Below are 19,435 nucleotides of genomic sequence, written 5' to 3'. Positions count from 1 at the left end.
TGGCGACATGAGTTTCTCGGTATCGTTCCGTCCGCCCGCCCCCAGGGGTGCCCCCGTCGGCGACCCGGTCTCCCCGGAGCCGGACGAAGAGTACGAGACCCTGGTCATGGAGGCGTGCGAGGCCCTCGCCGAGGCCGGGGACGGCAGCTTCCGGATGGGTGGTTTCGGTACCCCCGAGTGGCCGGTGGACGTGGCGTACGACCTGTCCGCGTTCATGGAGCAGCTTCCGGACCTGCTCGCGGGGGTGCGGGCGCACCGGGAAGTGGAGGTCGACCTCTACTCCCAGGGTCTGGAGAGGACGCTGACCTTCCGCCCGGAAGGCGGGGTCGTGGCCATTCACTGCGCCTCACGCACGCGGTGGGTACCTGACCCGGAATGCGAACGCCTGCCGCAGGGCGAACTCCTCTCCATGCTCAGCGAGTTGGCCGCCGATTTCGCCGACGGACTGGTGGCGGTGCGGTCCGCGCTCGCGGAGGCCGTCCCCTTCCGCGAGTGGCGCGAACGGGGCGGCCCACGGACACCCCGCTCCACGACCACCGGCTGACCCGCGCCCGGGGCGGGCCGGTGCGGTCCGTCCGGCTCGTCCCGGGAACCGGTCCGGGGCGGGCCGGGGCAGGCCGGGCGCGGGTCACACGGTCAGTTCCCAGTCGAGCTCCCACATCCGGACGAGCCCCTCCATGTCCCCGGTGAGCACATGGCGGCCGTCGGGGGTCGGTACGGCCGTGAAGAGTCCCCGGCTGCGGCCGTCGATACGGTGGACGACGCGTCCCGTGCGGGTGTCGGCCACCTGCACGGCACCGGCGGAACTCCATACGGCGAAGCGGGCGTCGGCGGTGAGGCGGGCTCCGAAGTGCGTGTACCCCTCGAAGGTCTGCAGGCAGCTGCCGGACGAGGCGTCCCACAACCGGATCGCGCTCTCGCGATGGGTTCCGCCGGACAGCACGTACCGGCCGTCGGGGCTGAGCCACACGGACATCACATGGTGCGCGTGCCCGGTCATGGTGCGCACGCACCGCCCGCTGTCCAGGTCCCACAGCCGTACGGTCCTGTCGTCGCCCCCGGTGGCGGCGAGGCGACCGTCGGGCGTCGTCCAGACCGCGTTGAGCGAGAGTTCGAAGCCGTCGAAGCCGCGCAGCGGCCGGTCCTCGTCCAGATCCCACAGGCGCAGCACGCGTCCCTGGCCGGCGATGAGGGCCCGGCTGCCGTCGCCGCAGAAGCGCGCCGCCGTGCCGAAGGCCGAGGAGTCGAGCACGCGCAGGCACGTACCGGTGGCGACGTCCCACAGGCGGGCCCTGCGGTCCCGGCCCAGGGACAGCAGGCGCCCGCCGTCGGGGCTGAAGGCGACGTGATCGACCAGGTGGTCGTGTCCTTCGAGGACCGAGAGGCACTCGCCGTCCCCGGTCCGCCACAGGCGAATCGTGCGGTCGGCGCTCGCGGACGCGGCGAGCCGCCCGTCGTCCGTGAGGTCGATCCAGTTCACGGACGCGGTGTGACCGGTGAGTTCACGCGCCTGCCACCCGGCGCGCAGACCCACGCGGGTGGCGCGGCCGTCGAGCCGGTGCCAGGCGTCGAGCACCTTCGGGTCGCGCTCGTGGCCCCGGACGGAGCGGGCCCGGGTGAGGCATTCCAGCGCCTGCGGCAACCGGCCTCGCTCCAGGGCCCGTTCCGCGCGCACGACCAGGTCGGCGACGTGTTCCCGGGACCGGTTGAGATCGGCCGGCGGGCGGGGGCGGTCGAGATGGGGCGGGGCGATGTAGGTGCCCGGCAGCGACCACTGGCGCAGTGTGTTGTCCTGGGCGGCGGAGAGCGCGTGCCCGGCGTCCGGCGAGAGCCACACCGCGCTCACCTCTCCGCGGTGCCCGTGGAAGGTGCGCAGACAGCGCCCGGTGTCGAGGTCCCACCATTGCAGCGCGCCGGACCGGCCGGACAGCGCGTGGCGGCCGTCGGCGCTCAGGGTGAGTGAGTGGGCACCGTGGAAGGGGCCGTCGATGGTGCGCAGGCAGCGCCCGGAGTCCATGTCCCACAGCCGGATGGAGCGTCCGTGGCCGCTCAGCGCACGGCGTCCGTCCGCGCTCAGGCACACCGCGTGGACGAATCCGCCCCCGGTGTCCGGGAGCAGGCGGGTGGAGCCGTCGGTGAGGTCCACCCGCCAGAGGCTGCCGTGCGTCCCGCCCGCCAGGGCTCTGCGGCCGTCGGCACTCACCTCCAGCGCCAGGACCGGCTCGTCGGCGGAGTGGGCGGAGACGCCGGAGCCCGCGGGGTCGGCGGAGGGGGTGACGGGAACGGTCCGGCCGTCCCGGTGGAGGCGGACCACCCGGCCGTCGGACGTTCCGCACAGCACGGTGCTGCTCCCCGGGACCAGCCGCACCACCGGGTACCGGGCCGGGCCGCGGTCCGAAGCGGTGAGGGAGAGTTCGTGCAGACAGCTGCCGTCGCCGGGGTCCCACCAGCGCAGCACACCGTTCCAGTCCAGGGAGAGCGCGAGACGTCCGTCCCGGCCGAGGTCGAGGGAGCGTACGGCGCCCGGGTGTCCCCGCATGACGCTCAGGCTCCGGCCGTCCCCGGTGTCCCAGAGCCGGAGCGTGCCGTCCCAGCCTCCGGTGAGCAGGGTCTTTCCGTCCGGGGCCATCCGCATCCGGATCTCCTTGGCCAGGCGCTGCCGTTCGTCCCTCATCCGGGAGAAGGGGAAGGTCTGCCAGGCAGCCTCCCGTACGGCGGTGCAGCGGGCGTCCGGTACGTCTCCCGAGCGGACGGTGTTCAGGGCCGCCTCGACCTCGGCGGCGTCGGGGGCCTCCGGGTGCCGCGCCAGGTTCTCCAGCAGGGCCCGTGCCGCCTCCAGATCCCCGCGTTCCAGGTGCACCTGGGCCAGCAGGAACGCGAGGGGGGATTCGCCGTCCGCCGAGGCCCTGGCCTCTTCCAGGGTGGTGACGAGCCCGCGGTCGGTGATCTCCCCGCGCCGCCAGCTCAGCAGTCCGGCGTTGTACCGGCTGGCGGCGTGGTGCGGATCGGTCGCCGCCGCCCGTTCGAAGGTCTCGGCCGCTTCCTCCGGCCGGCCGAGGTCGAGCAGGGACAGCGCGCGGTTGTTGAGTTCGCCCGCGCGCAGGTCGACCGCTCGGGGCGGGGTCCGCGGCGCGGCCCCGCCCGTGAGGTGCTCGGCCGCCCCGCCCAGTTCGGCGGCGAGTTCGGCCATGGAACCGGGCCGGTCCCGCGGGTCCACCGCCAGGCATCGGGCGAGGACGGAGGCGACCCGGTCCGGGAGCGGGAAGGCGAACCCGTCCGACCCCCGCAGCTCCTCAAGGGTCTGCCCGGCGACCGATCCGAACGCCCAGACGATCTCGCCGGTGAACATCTCCAGGACGGAAACGGCCAGGCTGTAGATGTCGCTGCGCCGCCCCACCCGCTTCCCCAGGGCCTGTTCCGGGGAAGCGTAGGCGGGGGTGAGGCCCCCGTTGGTGACCAGTACGCTCGCGTCGTCCCCCGTTCCTCCCGGAAGGGGCGGCAGTGCGCCCCGCGCACGGGCGAGGCCGAAGTCGGCGACCTTGGCGACGCCGGCGTCGACGAGGATGTTCGCGGGCTTGACGTCCTGGTGCACGAGCCCCTGGGCGTGCGCGTGTTCCAGGCCGTGGGCCGCCTGGACGGCGAGGCCGAGGATGCGCGCGAGGACCTGGTCCCGGTCCCCCTCGTACAGGGTGCCCCGGGTGATCCGGTCCCGCAGGCTTCCGTCGCGGACGTACTCGGCGAACACCCGGGGCGCTCCGTCGAGCGTGCGGACGTAGTAGCAGCCGCACACATGCGGATGCAGTCCCAGTGACACCCATGCCTCGGCCTCGGCGACGAAGCGGTCCCGGCCGTGCGGGTCGCGGACCAGTTCGCCCCGCGGGCTCTTGACCGCCAGGTCGGTGCCCCAGCCCAGGTGCCGTACGTGGTGCACCACGCCCATGGCTCCCCGGCCCAGTACCCGGGTCACCTCGTACCGGCCGTCGACGACCTCACCGATCCGCCACACTGCCCCGCTCCCCCCTCGCAGCCGTGTTCCGGCCCGCGTCCGGGCCGGTCGGGCTTCCGCGGTGTCCGCACCGACGCGCCGCCCGCACGGGGCGAGCGTACTCAGATCTGCGGCGCACCGACGCCGCCCGTGGCGGGCCCGGGCCGGGTGCAACGGTCACCCGGCCCCGGCGGGCGACCGCCGGCCCCGACAGGCGGTCACCGGGCCCGACGAGTGGTCACCGGGCCCGGCAGGTGGTCACCGATGCCGCCGCCCGGCGCGGGCCCCGGGGCCCGGCGGGACGGTCGCGGTCATCCCGCCGTCACCTCGGTGAGGTCGGCGAGCAGCTCGGAGGCCAGTACCGGGTCGAGGTCGCCGAGGCGCAGCGAGTGGTCGTCGCCCGTGTAGTAGTAGCCGGGCGAACTGCCGATCCAGACCGCTTCCAGGGTCTGGTCCCCGAGTTCGTTGACCATGCCGACGGCTATGCCCGGGTCGAGGTCGATGACCAGGTACCGGCCCGCGCCGACCGGCCGGGACATCCAGCACTCCACGCCCGCGTCCTGCGGTGCGCCGCGTTCCCAGCCGCGCTTGGTCAGGCCGAGGAGCTTGCCGACCGGGACGGTGGCCTTCTCGAAGCGGGCCAGCCGGTGTCCGGCGGCCTCCTCCCCGGTGAGGGCGTGCACGGGGCGGCCCAGCTGCGGGAACGGCTGCAGGATCTCGTAGTCCGCGAACAGCTCCGCCCAGGTGTCCCGTTCCTCGCCCAGGCGCAGCGGGTGGGCGAGCCGTACCGTCGTCCCCTCCGGCAGGGTCAGCAGCTCGTCCTCGGCGTCGGCGAAGGTGCGGTCCTCGGCGACGCGGAACGTCGTCACCGCACCGTCCGTCTCGCCCTCCCACACCAGGCGGCGCACCAGATGCCTCATCAGCGGGTGGTCCACGAACAGCTCCCGGAACTCGCCGTCCGTCCAGGACCGCTGCGTCACCATTGCCTGTTCGAGCCGCCGCACCTGGTCGGACGCGATCGTGCGGACGTCCTTCTTGAGCGTCGCGAACCGCTTCCGCTCGGCCGGTGCGAGCGTCTGATCGTCCTTCACCCCGGGTGCGGGCAGGGCCTTGCGGACCGTGCCGTCGGCGTCCTTCACGTACGGCCGCAGCTGCTCGTCGAAACCGACCGTGAACCGACGGGTGCCGTAGTCGATGACGGTGCTGCCGTCGGCGTCCAGGCCGAAGTCCGGGACGAGGCGGTCGCCCAGCTGCTCGCCGGTGAGGCCGAGTCCGTCGGCCACCTCCGCGATCTTTTCCTGGGCGCGGGCCTTGAGGCCCTTGAACTTCACCCGCTGCGAGATGCCGTGCAGATGCATCAGGGCCACGTCGCTGCCGATGACCGCGAGCACGTCGAGGCCGTCGACCGCGCGCTTGTGGGAGCCCTCGCCGGGCCAGGCCCGCAGCAGCGGGCTCAGGCGGCGCACCGTCCCGTCGTCCCCGAGCAGGCCGAGCGCCTGCAGCACCCAGCTCTCCTTGGCCGGCATGCCGATGAACTGCCACTGCTCGAACAGGCCCCAGGCGAACGCCGCGAGGGAATCGGGGGTGCAGTGCTCCTTCACCACGGCGATGCCCGGGTAGACGCTGTGCGGTTTCGAGAGGGCGAGCATGGTGAGGACGTGCCGGGCCGCCCCGACGGGGAGCGCGCCGCCGTCCTTCAGGAGGATCTGCGGCAGCAGTCCGGGATCGGCCCAGGAGCCCACCGTGGGCATCCTCTTGGGCAGGGCGAACGCCATCGGGTCGCCGTCCAGGGTCTCCGCGACGATGCCCGCCGCCTCCGGTCCGCCTGCCGCGGCGGCGGCCTCGCGGACCGCGTCGACGCCGTGCTTCTGGGCGATGACCTTCAGGGCCGTCTCCGCGCCGTTGCGGGCGGGGCCCGTCGGGCCGACCGCCTGCGGCAGCAGGTAGGGGACGGCGGCGAGGCCGTGGCGCGTCAGCCAGCCGCGGGCCGTGGCGTTGGCCGACTTCAGGCGGATCAGCCAGTCGCCGATCCGCACGGCGACCTCGGTGCTGAGGAACGGCAGGACCAGGTCGCCCAGCTTCACGGAGAAGTCCGCGGCCGCGTCGAGCACCAGGTGCAGGGCGTCGGTCCCGAACCGGGCGGCGAGCGGCCTGATGATCTCGGGGTTCCCGTAGCCCTCGGCGGACTTGTACGTGGACACGAGCCGACGGGCCTCGTCCTCGGGGCCGTGCAGGAACAGATGGGCGCACCAGGACAGGCGATTCCACCGCTGGCCCCCGCGCAGCTCCTCGAGTCGCTCGGCCCACTGCTCGGCCGGGAAGGCGCGCCGGGCCAGCCAGGTCGGCATGGCCGACCACTCCTCCCGCTCGCCGGGCTGCCACACGGCCTTCGGTCCGGGAGCCGCGGGGATCTCGGCGGCCACCCGCTTCTCGGGGGCCTTCGCCCGCTTGCGCGTCCACGGCGGATCGACCAGGAGCGCGGGCAGGACCTCGGCGGGGGCGTCCGCCACGCGGTCGGCGCCGTCGAGCAGCGGCTCCACACGGGCCGCGGCCTCGGGTGTCAGGCCGGACAGGGCGGCCTTCGCCAACGCGCGGTGGGCCATGACGTGGTGGGCGAGCATGCGGCCGGCCGACTGTGCCGACCGGTCCTGGTCGCCCGGGGCCGCGGCAGCCTCGGCGAGCAGCCGCAGGGCCCGCACGGGGTAGCGGTCCATCGCCTCGACCAGGCTCGTGCGGACGTGCTTGTCGTCCGCGTGGGACAGCAGGATCCGGAAGGCGTCGTCGGTCGGCAGCGCGACCAGGGCGCGGGCCACCGTACGGGTCCGGTCGGCGCCCGGCGCCGTGGCGAGCGCCTCCGTCAGAAGCGGCGCGAACGCCTGGCCGGTGCCCTCGGCCAGGGTGGCGACCAGCTCCATGCCCCAGCCGTTCCACGACAGGTGCACCGGGCGCGGGAACTTCTCGACCTGTTCCGGGGAGCCGAGCGAGCACAACAGCATCGCGCGCAGGGTCGCCCCGGCCGCGTCCGCCTCCGCGCAGCACTCGTCGACCCAGTGCTGCTCGCCGGGCACCAGGTAGGACACCGAGCAGCGGCGGCGCAGGTTGTCCCGGTAACCGGTGAGGTCGGAGACGACCTGTCCGTACTCCTCGTCCCCTGACACGGCGATCAGCGCGCGCATCCGGTCGGCGAACCGGGGCCGCGCCCAGTATTCGTCGGCCGAACCGTCCGCGGGGCGGCGCAGCAGCCGGGAGTCCGAGCGGACGGATCCGTGCTGCGTCCACATCGCCTCGATGTCGATGTACTCGACGACCGCCCGGGCGGCGAAGGACAGTCCGTGGGCCGGCACCCAGGCGTCCACGAGCACGCCGGGGCGGTGGTCCCAGCGCAGCGACACGGCCGCCACCGCGGCGGCGCCCAGCGGGTTCGGGCTGCCGGCCAGGTGGGCGCGGGTGGCGGTGACGATCTCCGGATCGCTGTCCGGTGACGAGAGCATCTCCTCCAGCCAGTCGGACTGCCTGGCGAGTTCCTTCTCGGCCACCTGTCCGGCGTCCGGGTCGGGGTCCGGCACGCTCTGCGGGAAGCCGCCGCGCCGCGGATGCACGAGCCGCCGCCAGGACGACGGCACCTCGAAGGTCTCCTCGTCCGGGAACACCACCGTCCCCCCGGGGGCCTCGGCCCCGGACACCTCCTCGTCCCGCACCGAACCCTCGGTCCCTTCCGGCAAGCCCTGCACAGCCCCTCCTCGGCCCACTCCAAGCAGCGTGATCCCTCGATCAGCTGTCGTCACAGTAGGCGGGCCCACTGACAACGCCCCGCCGGGCGCCTCTCCCGTCCCCGGACCGCCCCTCCTCGGCGGGTCTCAGTGCCCCGGTGCCGTGCGGTGGCGGTAGGAGTGCGCGGCCATGTACAGGCCGATGCCCCACACCAGGAACTGCGGGATTCCGTAGACGACGATCCAGGGGCTGAAAACGCCCTCGTCGTCGAAGGTTCTGAACAGCTGCACGGCGGCCCAGGCGGTGTACAGGAGGAGGAAGACCGAGACGGCGTAGGCCGTGGCGGTCAGCGTCCGGCGCGGAACTCTTCGCCCGGCCAGGAACGGAGTCCGGCCCGGGAACACCAGCCCCCACGGCCGGACCAGGCTCACCGCCAGGATTCCCGCCAGCAGGGCCATGCCGCTGAGCGCGAAGAGGTACGGGCCGCCGCCGGCCTCGTACCACTCCTGGAACGCACGCTCGTCCGCCCAGAGGGGAATGCCCAGCGCCCAGACCGCGTGGAGCGGGATGAACCCGACGGTCGCGGAGAGCGCCGAGGCATGAGCGGCCCGGACGGCCCATCGGGGCGGGGGCGGAACCTCGGCGACTGTGCCTTCGGAACGGGGGAGGGTGGATTTCGGCATGGCCCGGTTCTCCTGATGCGACGGAAGAAGGAGCTGAACAGGAGAAACGGTTCCACGGACCGCTTCCCAGGACATCGGGCCCGAGGCCGACGACCGCTCATCCTCCGAGGCGGTCGTGGTGCCGGGTCGCTCCCCCGAGCGGGGGAGCCGGTCCCGTACCCGTCCGCCCGACGGATCGTGCCGATGGCGCTCCAGGGCGTCCGGTGATGGTTCCGGACGTGATCAGCCGGACGGTTCCTGGGCACCCAGCACGTACCACTGCCTCGGCGACGCGCCGCGCAGGTACAGCTGCCCGCCTCGTCCCACGGGGCGTGCGTACCGCTTGAGCGGTGCCCCGTTGGGGAGGGTGAGACGGGCCTCCTCGACCGGCAGGACCTCGCTCTCCGTCAGGCGGCAGAGGTGCAGGCGGTCCGGTTGCCGGTCGCCTCCCAGCATCGTGATGTGTTCTCCGTGCACGGCCAGGCCCGCGGGGGCGACCACGGGGGTCCGCCGCAGCCGGACCTCACCGTTGGTCCGGGCCTCGACCAGTGGAAAGGTCGGGTAGTAGTCGGCCCACGCGACGCCGTCGTCGACGTTGAGGGCGTAGACCGTGTCGATGTGTTCGACGCCCTCCGGCGGTGTGTACCCCCATCGGTGGTTGCCGCCGCTGTCCCAACGCACCAGGCCGGCGGCGCTGATCGGGTCGGTGTAGACGCCCTCGTCGAAGTAGGCGCTCCATACGTGGTGCCGCCGGTCCGCCATCAGGTACTCGACCGCGCTCCCCATCTCGAAGCTGCGGCGGCGTCGCCCGTCCGGCCCGTGGATCTGCGCGTTCCGGTCCCCTGCCGCACCGTATCCCTGCACGACGAACCGGCCGTTGGGCAGTGCGTCGAGATGGGTCACCCGCAGGCTCAGGTCGCGCAGGGGCTGTTCGCGGACCGTGCCGCCGCCGTCGACGACCAGGAGCGCGTCGTACGGAAAGCCGCGGGGCCGGGGACGGGGCCTGCCGTACGGGCTCGGTTGGAGTTCCGCATCGGGGCAGACCAACCAGAGGGTCCGGTCCCAGGCGTCCACGGTGGTCGCCAGAACCTTCCGGTGGTCGTACTGCCGAGGCAACAGTGCGTGGGAACGCAGTGCCACCTTCCTCAAGAAATCACCTCACGGGCGAACGGACACGACTCGCCCATGATCGCACCCCTCGCATCCGCCGGCCGGGGCTCCGGCGCCGGATCCTCCTCCCGCACCGGCAGGCCGTCCCGGAATCCTGCCCCGGGGCGAAGGCGTCAGTCGCGGTAAGCGGCGTCGGGGATTGCGGGCACCGGGTGCAACTCCTTCCCGAGCCAATCCTGCGCGCTGTCCGCCAAGCTCCCGTCGGCACGGTCCCGTTCCAGCAGCTTGTTCACGAACCGCACCAGATCGGGTTGCTCGGGGCTCATCCCGACACCGTAGTACGCGTTGGCGAGTGGCCGCCCGACCACCTTGGTCTGCGGGTCCTGCGCCGCCATCCCCGCCAGTATTCCGTCGTCGCTGGACACCGCGTCGACCTTGCTCTGCTGCAACGCGACCACGCAGTCCGGGATGCTGGGCAGCGTCACCACGTTCAACCGCACCGGCAGCTTCCGCAGCGTGACCTCGGTCGTGGACCCCTTGGAGGTGCAGAGCTTCTTGCCCGCCAGCTGTTCCACTTCCTTGACCTTGGAACGGCTCGGCACCAGCAACCGCTGCGTCGCGTTGTAGTACGCGCTGGAGAACTCGACGGTGCGCTGCCGTACACACGTGGCGCTGAACGTGTTGACCACGACGTCGACCTGCTTCCGCTGGATCAGCAGCGCCCGGTCGGCCACGTCGCGCACCACGAACTGGACCTTGTCCGGGTCGCCGAAGATCGCCTGGGCGATCTTGTGGACGATGTCGATGTCGGCGCCTTCGAGCTTCCCGGTCTGCGGGTCGCGGTAGCCGAGCAGGTACTTGCCCTGGTCGACGCCCGCAATCAGCCGTCCGCGCGCGTGGATCTTCGCCATCGTCGACCCGGACGGCATGGCGCCCGGCTCGGGCAGCGCGCCGTCGGGGCGCAGGCTGTCCTTCACGGTCGCGCACTCGGGCTGCGACGCCGTCGGCGGCCGCGACGCGCCCTTGCCGTTGTCGATCGTGTTCGCGTCGGTGCCGTGCAACGCGGGCAGCGCGATCCCGACGAGCGACAGCACGACGGCGACGGAAAAGAGGACGAGCGGTCGCCGGACGTTGACCATCGGCGTGCGGGAACCGTTGTGGGGACTGGTCATCGGTACTCCTCCACCCGACGTGCGACGCCGATCGCGAAGCCCGCGGCGGCCAGCGTGAACAACACGGCGGGCCCGAACGCGAGCAACGTCGTCGCGTCGTCGGCGGCCGATGTCGCGTCGGCGAGCCGGGTCCGGGCGTCGGCGCCCGCACTGCTCACGGTTTTGTCGAGAACGGCGAACGCGGCACCGGAACTGCCGGCGTCGGTGCCGACCGCCGACCGGACGGCCTTCTGGTAGTCACCGCTGTCGTCGAACCGGCGCAGCCGGGCGTGTGCCTCGGACCACGCGGTCGTGGCGGCGCGGATGTCGTCGACGTCGGCTCCGGAGTCCTCGGCGACGCCGAGCGGGCCGTCCTTGGCGGTCAGCCGGTCGAGTTGTTCGGTGAAGCCCGAGTCGGACGCGCTGCCGCCGCTGCGGGCCACCAGCACCAGGCTTTCGTTGCTGCGGGCCTGAAGGACGAGCGTGCGGGCCTCGTCGAGCGCGGTGGTCGCGTCGCTGGCCCTGTTCGCGTCGGCGAGCGCGCTCTCACCGGCCACTGTCGACAGCGCCCACCACAACACGCCTGCGACGACGAGTGCGGTCGCCCCGGCCACCCCGAGGTTGAACCGGCGCCGTGTGCGCCAGGACTCCCGGCGGGCGAAGTCGAGTGCCGCGAGAAACAACGCGATCCCGAACACCACGACGGCGATCGGCAGCGAACTGGCGGCGCGGTAGTCGGTGTTGAGCGCGTCGACCTCGATGCGCCGGAACTTTTCGGCCGCGGGCAGCAGTTCGGTGCGCATCTGTTGCGACGCCTGCGCCAGATACGACTGGCCGAGCGGCAGCCCCTGACGGTTGTAGGTGCGGGCCGTCTCGACCAATCCGGTGTACGCGGGCAGCCCGGTGATCAGGGTGTCGAGCGGCTTCGCGGCCGGGGCGTCCGGCGCGACCTGCCGGGACGCCTCGGCGAGGCGCTGCCCGGCGTTGGCGATGTCCGCGTCGTACCGGGTGCGGATCGCCGCGGGCTCCTGACCTGCGGACACGTAACCGCTGGTGGCCATGGCGTCGGCGTGGGCGAGCGCTTGGTAGATCTCACCGGCGTGCCGCGTGAGCGTGGTGTCCCGGCCGGCCGCGTCGGTCACCGCGCCGGCCCGCGAAGACCCGCCGATCAGACTCAGCACGGCAGTGATCAGGCCGGCCAGGGTCAACAGCACCCCGACACGACGCAACCGTGCCGGCGTGCGCGGCCCCGTCCACTGTGTCCACCACGACAGTTTCCCGTCCCGGGTGTCCCGCGAGGCGGGTGGCGCCGCCGGACTCTGCGTCGTAGTCATGATCACCCCCTGAAGGAAACCGATCCTAACCGCCGCCGCCCTGCGAAACCCCGGCTTCGGGGCAAACTGGCCGAGGCGAAATCCAACGGGTCACTTCGACGCCGAGATGGGCGGGCAACCGGTCGGTCAGGGCCTCGGCGGAGCGTCCGGGCAGGACCCCCACGGGGCGGCGGATCTCCCTCTCCGTCAAGACCGTGCCGCAGTCGTCGGCTTCTGCCCACCGGGATGGCCTTTCCCGAAGTCCTTTACGGATGAGGGAAGTTGTTCGCATCCATGGCGTATGAGGTACGCGGGCGGGGACGGGCCGCGTGTCGGAGTGCCGAAGGCCCGGCCTTCCGGGACCGCGGATGCCCGCGGTGGCCCGACGGGGAACGTTCAGCCGGTCGCGCCCTCGCCGACGGGCGCGTGCGTGGTGCCCGGGGTGCGGTTGCGGGCCAGTGGCGCGAGGCCGGCCATGAGGACCACGGCCGCGAGCGGGATCAGGTCGAGACCGACCGCGATCAGGGCGAAGGCCACGAACACGAGCGCCGGACTCCACACGGGCAGCCGCCCGGGCCGTGCGGCCGCCATCATGATCAACAGGGCGAGCATTCCGAGCTGGAAGGCCAACGGCCCCGCGAGCTCAAGAGGATCGGGCAGCGGGAAGGACTCGGCGAAGCCGGAGAACAGATCGCCGAGGATCACCCAGACGAAACAGCCCGCGCCGAACACCCCGGCCACCATGGCGGCACCGGCGGCGGTTCTCATCCGGATGGTGTGCGCGGGAACGAGGCTGCGCAGCATCACGACAAAAGCGCCGAACAGGAGGAAGGCGGCGAGGAAGAACGCGTGACCGAGGTTCCAGGCCACCCCCGGCCCGTGGTCGCCGTCCATGCCGTCGATCAGACGGAGCACGCCGTACGACAGCAGAAGAAGGGGAATGAGGAAGCAGAGCAGTCGAGTTGCGCGTGTGGTCGATGTCATGCACATACAGTCGCTGCCCGTACGCGTACGGGTCATCCGGACGGCACCCCCAGCGCACCCGGAGAACCGCCGTAGGGGTCGGCCGGCCCGACGTCCTGGTTTTCCCGGAGACATGGGCGTTCACCAGCCGGTGTTTCAGAGGGAGCGGTAGATCCCCTCGGGATCGTCGTGGGCCGCCGCCGCGTACTCCTCGAAGCCCAGGTTGCCGATGCTCAGGTTCGCGTGGACCTCGTGGACCCCTGCGGGAATGGTGCGGAACTCGCTTCCGAACTCGATCAGTTGCTCGTGGTCCTCGTCGTCCGCGCAGTCCTCCCGGGTCAGCGTGGTGACCGCCAGCAGCGTGTGGTTTCCGGCCTGCATGGTTGTCCGGTCGGCGAGGAAGACGACGGACAGGTCCTCGTCGGCGCGGACCGCGGTCAGCACCTCGTCAACGGTCGCCTCCGCCCAGGCCGGATCGTCGACGAAGTGGATGTGCGCCTCGTACCGCTCGTCCCCCCAGGGCTCCGTCAGCGCCGCCACCACGTTCTGCCACGCCCGGTCGTCGTGGTGGTCGGTCCTGATGACCAGGGCGTCGAACTCACCGCGGTCGACGACGGCGGGCAGCACTCTCATGACTTCTTCTTCTCCTCGTTGACGATCGACGAGCCGTGTCCCGACTGTCTCACGGGCCACTGTCGCACTCCGCCGGGGCGGGCGACGACGGGGTGCGGTCGGCAGGCCCGTCCCCTTCCGGCGCTCGCGGTCGTCGGAGAACCGTGAGCAGCGGAGCGGGACGCCTCGCCCTGCCGTTGCGTTCAGGGGTGCCCGTCGGCGCCCACTCGATGGCGGCAGGCCACGGGCCGCCGCCCCGCCAGGGAGCCCGCAGCTCCGCCCGACGGCACGACGACGCCGTGGACCGGGGCTGCGGGAAAGGGCCCCGAGACGCCCGCCGCCGTTTCGGGGCCGTCCCGGGGCCGGATGTCACGCGGTCTGCGTCGGCGGGGCGACGGCCATGTTCTGGCCGGCCGCGATGTGCCAGCCGTCCGCCTGTTCGGCGATCACGTAGAGCGTCGCGCCCCACGGGCCGTCGGTGGGTTCGCCCGTGCTGTCGGTGGGGGTCTGCACCACGTTCACCGCGATCACGTCAGGGGCTATCGCCAGCATCTTGACCACCTCGTACCGGGCGAAGGACTCACTCAGGAAGCTCTTCAGCGCCGGAGCGCTGAACTCGACGATCGCCGTCCTGCCGTCAAGGCGCGTGCCCTTCGCGTTGGTCCAGGAGGCGTTCTCGGCGTACTGCTCGCCCAGCGCGATCGGGTCCTTCTCGTTGAAAGCCTTCTCCAGCGCCTTCACCACACCGGTCACCGCCGCCCGGGTCTCCGGCGAGATCGTCCCCACGAAAAGAATGTCGCTCGTCATGACAGTGCCCTTCTCCGTACCGAATCGCTCAAGTGACGGCTGTGATCGCCGCCCTCACTCACCCCACGACATCAACCATGGTTGAGGTCAAGCTCGACGAACGGCCTCTCGGGGATCAGGGATGCGGTACACGGGGATCAGGGATGCGGTGCGCATGCGGCCGTACGCGGCCGAGCACCGTTCACCGCCCCCGGCAGGTCGATGCTTTGTTCGTGCGATCATACGGGCGGCTCTCGATGGGCCGGTGCGCCGTCGACCGACCGGTCAACGGGCATCGGACATCGGGCGATCGAGCGAGAACGGGAGTGCGGTGTGAGCGGGGCCGGGGGGCAGGACGGGTCGTCCGTACCCGACGAGGAGTGGGATCGGTTCCTCCGTGAATCGGTGGCGGGCGCGCCCGGGGCTCCCCTGGAGCCGTCGGCGCGCGCCCGTGAGGTGGAGCGGCGGTTGCGGGAGCGCCCCGGGCAGCCGGAGGGCTGGCGTACGTACTCACCGGCCCGGCCCCGGCGCAGGACGGGCCGGTACGTGGCCGGGCTGGTGGCGGTCGTGGCCCTCCTGGTCGTGTCGCTCTTCCCGCAGCAGGTCCTCGGCTGGTTCGGTGGCGACGACGGCGGGCAGGACGGGGCGCCGTCGGCCGCCGAATCGGAGACCCCTCGGGAGGCTCCCGGCGCCGAGCGGGACCTTCCCCCCACCCCCGACGAGCCCTTCCGGGGTTCGCCCGCCGCCCGTTGGGCCGACGGAGCGGCGGGGATCACGGTGCCGCCGGCCAGGGCGACCGGCTGGATGGACGCCGCCCAGGTCGAGCGGGCGCTGCGGAAGAGCCGGGACTTCCTGGTGGCCGCGGGGCTCGACCCCCGGGTGCTGCGCGGCGAGCGGCCCACGGAGGCGATCGCGCTGCTGAACCCGCGTCAGGAGGACGTCCAGGAGTACCTCCGTACCTCCCTGTCGTCGAAGCGGCCCACGCCCAGGACCGATCCGCTGCTGCTGTTCAGCCGCTTCCGGCCGGAGCAGTCCCGGCTGGTCGGCGACGTGGTCAAGACCCGTGGCCGGCTCACGTACCGGGAGGGGGAGAAGGGGGCGGTCGAGGTGACGGCGGACGTCACCTTCGTGTACCCGGTCACGCCGGCGGACGGCGGCGGGCGGGACTCCGAGGTCCTCCGTACGATCGTGCGGCGCGAGGTGGTGATGAGCTGGGACGATCCGGCCAGGATCATCACCGAACCGGGCACGATGTCCCTCGTCTCGTACACGCTCGACATGGTCAACGGCGGCTGCTCCGCCCCGACCGGCTACTTCGTGCCGCCCTTCGGCACGGCCGACGAGCAGCCCACCGACAAGGACCGCCGGGTCGACCCGTACGACCGCAGCAAGCCGATCGACGCGACGGCCACGGGCGACGACTGCGCGACCGCCACCCGCTCCTGAGGACCGATCGACGGCCGGGCACCGGGCCCGGCCGTCGATCGGTCAGTCGGTCGGTCGGCCAGCCGGTGTCAGCCGTTCATGCCGCCGGCGAAGGGCTTCGTCTGCCACTGCTCGACGACGGGCTTGAGGTACCCCACCAGATCGGGCAGTTGCGGGGCCAGCGTGAGGGTGGCGATGATCCGCAGCATGCCCAGGGTGTTGGCGAAGCCGAGCACCTCCTTGTCGAGCTGCCTCATGCCGTTGCGCCGTGCGCCGCGGTCGTAGGCGGCTACGTGTTCGGGCCCCAGCCCGGCCAGGTCCCACTCGACGGGCCCCAGCGTGACCAGTTCGAAGTCGGCGTGGAGGTCGCCGTCCACCCCGGAGAAGATGTTCGCGGGCGGGCAGTCGCCGTGGACGGGCTGGAGGTCGATGCCGGGGAACCGGGCCTCGAATGCCTCGCGTGAGCGCACGAGGGGTTCCAGGACCTGCCATTCGCGGCGGGCACGGTCCAGTTCGGCCGCCCCGATCAGGTCGGGGTGCCGGTCGAGCCGGGCGAGGCCGTCCGCGACGAACTGCGGCTCGGCCGTGGACAGGAATTCCAGGCGGCCCGGGTAGGAGCGCAGTGCCGCGTGCAGGTCGGCGACGCTCTCGGAGTTCGCCACGTAGTCGGGTTCCTTGTCCCGGGCCTCCTCGACGAACGGCCAGAACGTCATCGAGAACCCGTCGCGTCGCACGGGTTCCCGCGGCACGAGCGGGCTGGGCGCGATCACCGGGACTCCCCGGCCGTCGAGCCAGCTCGCCACGTCCAGTTCGTCCTGCTGGCGGCGTGCGAGGGCGGCCGGGCTGTCGGGCAGGACGGTGGGGATCCGGGCCACGACCGGCGAGGGCGCCAGGTGGACGACGACGGAGAAGACGTCGTGGAGCACCGTGGGATCGGTGACGGTCAGGCCGAGCCCGCGTCCGGCCGCGACGGCCGCCCCGACGGCGGCGGAGGTGCGGTCGGCGAGCTGTCGCGGTGTCAGGAAGGTGGTCGGGGTGGTCGGGATGGTCACGGATGCCTCGTTTCGGTGGATTCTCGGGAAGTGAAGGGAGAGGGCGACGGAACGGGCCCGGCCGGGGTCAGTGCCTGCGGCCGGCACGCAGCTCCAGCCGCTCCCCCTCGAAGCGTGCGCGGAAGCCCCGGTCGTGCGAGACCGCGACCACCGCCCCCGGGTACGCGGCGAGCGCGGTCCGGAGGTCCTCGACCAGGTCGAGCGCGATGTGGTTGGTCGGCTCGTCGAGGACGAGGAGGTCCGCGGGCCGGGTCACCAGGATCGCGATCTGCAACCGCCGTTGTTGTCCCGCGGACAGGTCCGCGACCGGGACGTGCAGGTCCTCCTCCCGGAACAGGCCCAGGGCCAGCAGCTGTCCGGCATGTTCGTCCGGCGGTCCGGGCCGCCCGGCGGCGAACGCGGCGAGCAGCGGGAGCCGGGTGGAACGCGCGGGCAGTTCCTGCGCGAGGTAGCCGATCCGGGCGGGGCGGCGGGCGGTGCCCGCGTCCGGTTCCAGGTCGCCCGCCAGGACACGCAGCAGCGTCGTCTTGCCCGCGCCGTTCTCGCCCGTGACCAGCAGCCGCTGTCCGGGGGCGATCGTCAGGAGCCCGTCCAGGCGCAGGCGTTCGCCGACCCGTACGTCGTCGAGCTCGGCGAGGGGGCCTCGGGCCGGGCCGCCGTCCGCCGTCGGCAGCGCCGTCGTGAAACGGAGCGGTGCCGGCGGCTCCGCCACCGGGTGGCGACGCAGCCGGTCCAGACTTTCCCGGGCGGAGCGCACCTGTCCGCCGAGCTTCGCCTCGCTGGACCGGCGGTGCTTGCCGAAGCCCTGCTTCGGGTCGCGGCCGGTGGTGGCGAGCCGCCTTCCCGCGGCCTCGAGCAGTTCCTCCGTACGGGCCACCTCCTCGACCCACTCCGCGTACCGCTGCTCCGCTCCCCGCCGGGCGGCTGCCTTCGCGGCGCGGTAGCCGGTCCAGCCGTCGCCGTACCGGCGCACGGTGCGCTCGTCCCGGTCGACCTCGATGATCGTGGTGGCGATGTGCTCCAGGAAGCCGCGGTCGTGGGTGACCGCGACGACGGTGCCGCGGTGTGCGCGCAGGTGCTTCTCCAGCCAGTGCACGGCCGCCGCGTCGAGGTGGTTCGTCGGTTCGTCCAGGAGCAGCAGTTCGGGGGCGGCGGCCAGGACGCAGGCGAGCGCGAGCCGGGACTGCTCGCCGCCGGACAGCGAGCCGAGCGTGCGGTCACGGGTGATCCGGGCGAGTCCGAGCCCGTGCATCGCGGCATCCACCCGGGCGTCCGCCCCGTATCCGCCGCGGTCCTCGTACGCGGTCAGCAGTTCGCCGTACGCGGCGAGTTCCCCGTCCGACGCGTCCGCGAGGGACTCCTCCGCCGTACGGAGCGCCCGTTCCATGTCGCGCAGTTCGGTCAGGGCGAGGTCGACGGCGTCCTGCACGGTACGGGCCGCGTCGAGGTCGAGGGTCTGGGCGAGGTGGCCGATGCCGCCGGGAAAGCCGACGGTGATCTCCCCGGCGTCCGGCGTCTCGGCCGCGGCGAGCAACCGCAGCAGGGTGGACTTGCCGGAACCGTTCTCGCCGACGACGGCGGCCTTCTCGCCCGGCCGGACAGTGAAGGAGACCTGGTCGAGGACGGTCCGGGTGCCGTAGGACTTGGTGACGTCCTTGACGGACAGTTGCGCCACGGCGGCGGGGGTGGCGGTGGGCAGGGCGATGGTACGGGCGCGGTCGCGCATATGACTTTCCTCGGGCATGCGAAGGGTCTACGGGCAGCAGAAACGGCGGCATCGGCCGTGCCCGGACTCAGACGAAGAAAAGGAAAGCCATGCGCCCACCTTAACAAGACGAACCGTCTCGCCTCAATTCATTTCGCGTGCGGGGCGGAGCGGGGCCCGGTTCCGAACGGCAGCGGGCCGTACGAAACCGGGCTCCACCACTCGCCCGGCCCCGTACGGCCCCTCGCAGATCACGGCCCGACCCGGCCCCGGATCGCCCCTGCGGCACCCCCGCTGCTATCGGCGCGCGTCCAGTACGTCGAGGTAGTGCTGGTTGTACATCACGCCCAGGACGTTCCCGAAGGGGTCGATCACGGAGGCGGTGACGAATCCCGCTCCGCGCTCCGTGAGCGGTTCGTACTCCTTCGCCCCCAGGGACAGCAGCCTTTCGAGAGCCGCGCCCGCATCGTCGACATGCCAGTACACGACGGCGCCGCCCGGCGCGGCACCCGCGCCGGCGGGCGCGTAGCGCTTGTCGATCAGCCCCAGCTCGTGCCGGTGGTCCCCGAGGCGGAACTCGGCGTACCCCGGCCACTCGAAGTACGGCTCCACACCCAGCAGCTCCGCGTACCAGTTCTTCGCCGCCGTCAGGTCGTCGGCCCAGAAACTGACGGTGGTGAGTCCTCGCAGCATGAGTTGCCCCCTTCTTCCCCCGCCGCGGATCCCGCATCCCGGCTGATGCCATGAGAGTAGACATCAATTAGGTCAGATCCTGTCCGAATCGAGGACGGGGCCCCGCGGGAGACGAGGCCCGCGGGAGGAGACGGTCCTCTGCACGGGCGAGGGCGCTTTCCTGTTCGAGCAGCGATGCGAACGACGCGCCGAACCGCCCCGAAACGGGTCACCCTCGCCCCGGCACCCTCCCCTTCGTTCCCCGGCCCTGCCAGACTGGCCCACGGC

General features: G+C 72.5%; 14 protein-coding genes. 2 read left to right on the top strand and 12 right to left on the bottom strand.

Annotated elements, in window-relative coordinates; translation table 11 throughout:
* The first annotated feature begins 7 nt into the window (after positions 1 to 7).
* Complete coding sequence (locus EAO76_RS24220) at positions 8 to 544, top strand: hypothetical protein (protein ID WP_148838057.1); 537 nt, start codon at positions 8 to 10, stop codon at positions 542 to 544.
* 84 nt (positions 545 to 628) lie between these two features.
* Here the strand turns inward: EAO76_RS24220 and EAO76_RS24215 are convergent, their stop codons facing one another.
* The 9 genes from EAO76_RS24215 to EAO76_RS24175 all read right to left on the bottom strand — a co-directional run bounded on the left by EAO76_RS24215 (position 629) and on the right by EAO76_RS24175 (position 14,314).
* Positions 629 to 4,006: a protein kinase domain-containing protein gene (locus tag EAO76_RS24215; protein WP_148838056.1), complete on the bottom strand. Its 3,378-nt coding sequence runs from the start codon at positions 4,004 to 4,006 to the stop codon at positions 629 to 631.
* Positions 4,007 to 4,296: 290 nt separating this feature from the next.
* Positions 4,297 to 7,716 carry a DUF4132 domain-containing protein gene (locus EAO76_RS24210; protein ID WP_262375706.1) on the bottom strand — a complete coding sequence of 1,140 codons (3,420 nt, stop codon included), beginning with the start codon at positions 7,714 to 7,716 and terminating at the stop codon, positions 4,297 to 4,299.
* A 126-nt stretch (positions 7,717 to 7,842) separates the two neighbouring features.
* Positions 7,843 to 8,379, bottom strand: a complete 537-nt coding sequence (locus EAO76_RS44780) for a hypothetical protein (protein ID WP_187438773.1) — start codon at positions 8,377 to 8,379, stop codon at positions 7,843 to 7,845.
* A 222-nt stretch (positions 8,380 to 8,601) separates the two neighbouring features.
* Positions 8,602 to 9,498, bottom strand: coding sequence for a hypothetical protein (locus EAO76_RS24200; protein ID WP_262375708.1), 897 nt, complete (start codon positions 9,496 to 9,498; stop codon positions 8,602 to 8,604).
* 143 nt (positions 9,499 to 9,641) lie between these two features.
* On the bottom strand, positions 9,642 to 10,640 hold the full coding sequence (locus EAO76_RS24195) for a glutamate ABC transporter substrate-binding protein (RefSeq protein ID WP_148838055.1): 999 nt from the start codon (positions 10,638 to 10,640) through the stop codon (positions 9,642 to 9,644).
* Positions 10,637 to 11,953, bottom strand: coding sequence for a hypothetical protein (locus EAO76_RS24190; protein WP_148838054.1), 1,317 nt, complete (start codon positions 11,951 to 11,953; stop codon positions 10,637 to 10,639). Before EAO76_RS24190 ends, EAO76_RS24195 begins: the two co-directional genes overlap by 4 nt.
* Positions 11,954 to 12,328: 375 nt before the next feature.
* Entirely contained in the window at positions 12,329 to 12,916 is a 588-nt protein-coding gene (locus tag EAO76_RS24185) for a hypothetical protein (RefSeq protein WP_262375705.1), read from the bottom strand.
* A 135-nt stretch (positions 12,917 to 13,051) separates the two neighbouring features.
* Complete coding sequence (locus EAO76_RS24180) at positions 13,052 to 13,528, bottom strand: DUF6924 domain-containing protein (protein WP_148838052.1); 477 nt, start codon at positions 13,526 to 13,528, stop codon at positions 13,052 to 13,054.
* Positions 13,529 to 13,876: 348 nt separating this feature from the next.
* Complete coding sequence (locus EAO76_RS24175; RefSeq protein WP_148838051.1) at positions 13,877 to 14,314, bottom strand: SgcJ/EcaC family oxidoreductase; 438 nt, start codon at positions 14,312 to 14,314, stop codon at positions 13,877 to 13,879.
* 312 nt (positions 14,315 to 14,626) lie between these two features.
* On the opposite strand from EAO76_RS24175, the gene EAO76_RS24170 reads away from it, so the two are divergent.
* A complete protein-coding gene (locus EAO76_RS24170; RefSeq protein WP_148838050.1) occupies positions 14,627 to 15,739 on the top strand; it encodes a hypothetical protein in 1,113 nt (370 codons plus the stop codon).
* Positions 15,740 to 15,807: 68 nt separating this feature from the next.
* Here EAO76_RS24170 and EAO76_RS24165 read toward each other — a convergent pair whose 3' ends face one another.
* The 3 genes from EAO76_RS24165 to EAO76_RS24155 form a co-directional block, all read right to left on the bottom strand.
* Positions 15,808 to 16,770, bottom strand: a complete 963-nt coding sequence (locus EAO76_RS24165) for an aminoglycoside phosphotransferase family protein (protein ID WP_262375704.1) — start codon at positions 16,768 to 16,770, stop codon at positions 15,808 to 15,810.
* A gap of 67 nt (positions 16,771 to 16,837) precedes the next feature.
* Entirely contained in the window at positions 16,838 to 18,496 is a 1,659-nt protein-coding gene (gene abc-f, locus EAO76_RS24160; RefSeq protein WP_148838049.1) for a ribosomal protection-like ABC-F family protein, read from the bottom strand.
* 276 nt (positions 18,497 to 18,772) lie between these two features.
* Positions 18,773 to 19,168, bottom strand: a complete 396-nt coding sequence (locus EAO76_RS24155; protein ID WP_148838048.1) for a VOC family protein — start codon at positions 19,166 to 19,168, stop codon at positions 18,773 to 18,775.
* Positions 19,169 to 19,435: the final 267 nt, after the last annotated feature.

Source organism: Streptomyces sp. sk2.1 (assembly GCF_008120935.1).
In the GTDB taxonomy this organism is placed as follows: Bacteria; Actinomycetota; Actinomycetes; order Streptomycetales; family Streptomycetaceae; genus Streptomyces.
This window is presented reverse-complemented; position numbering and strand designations above follow the sequence as displayed.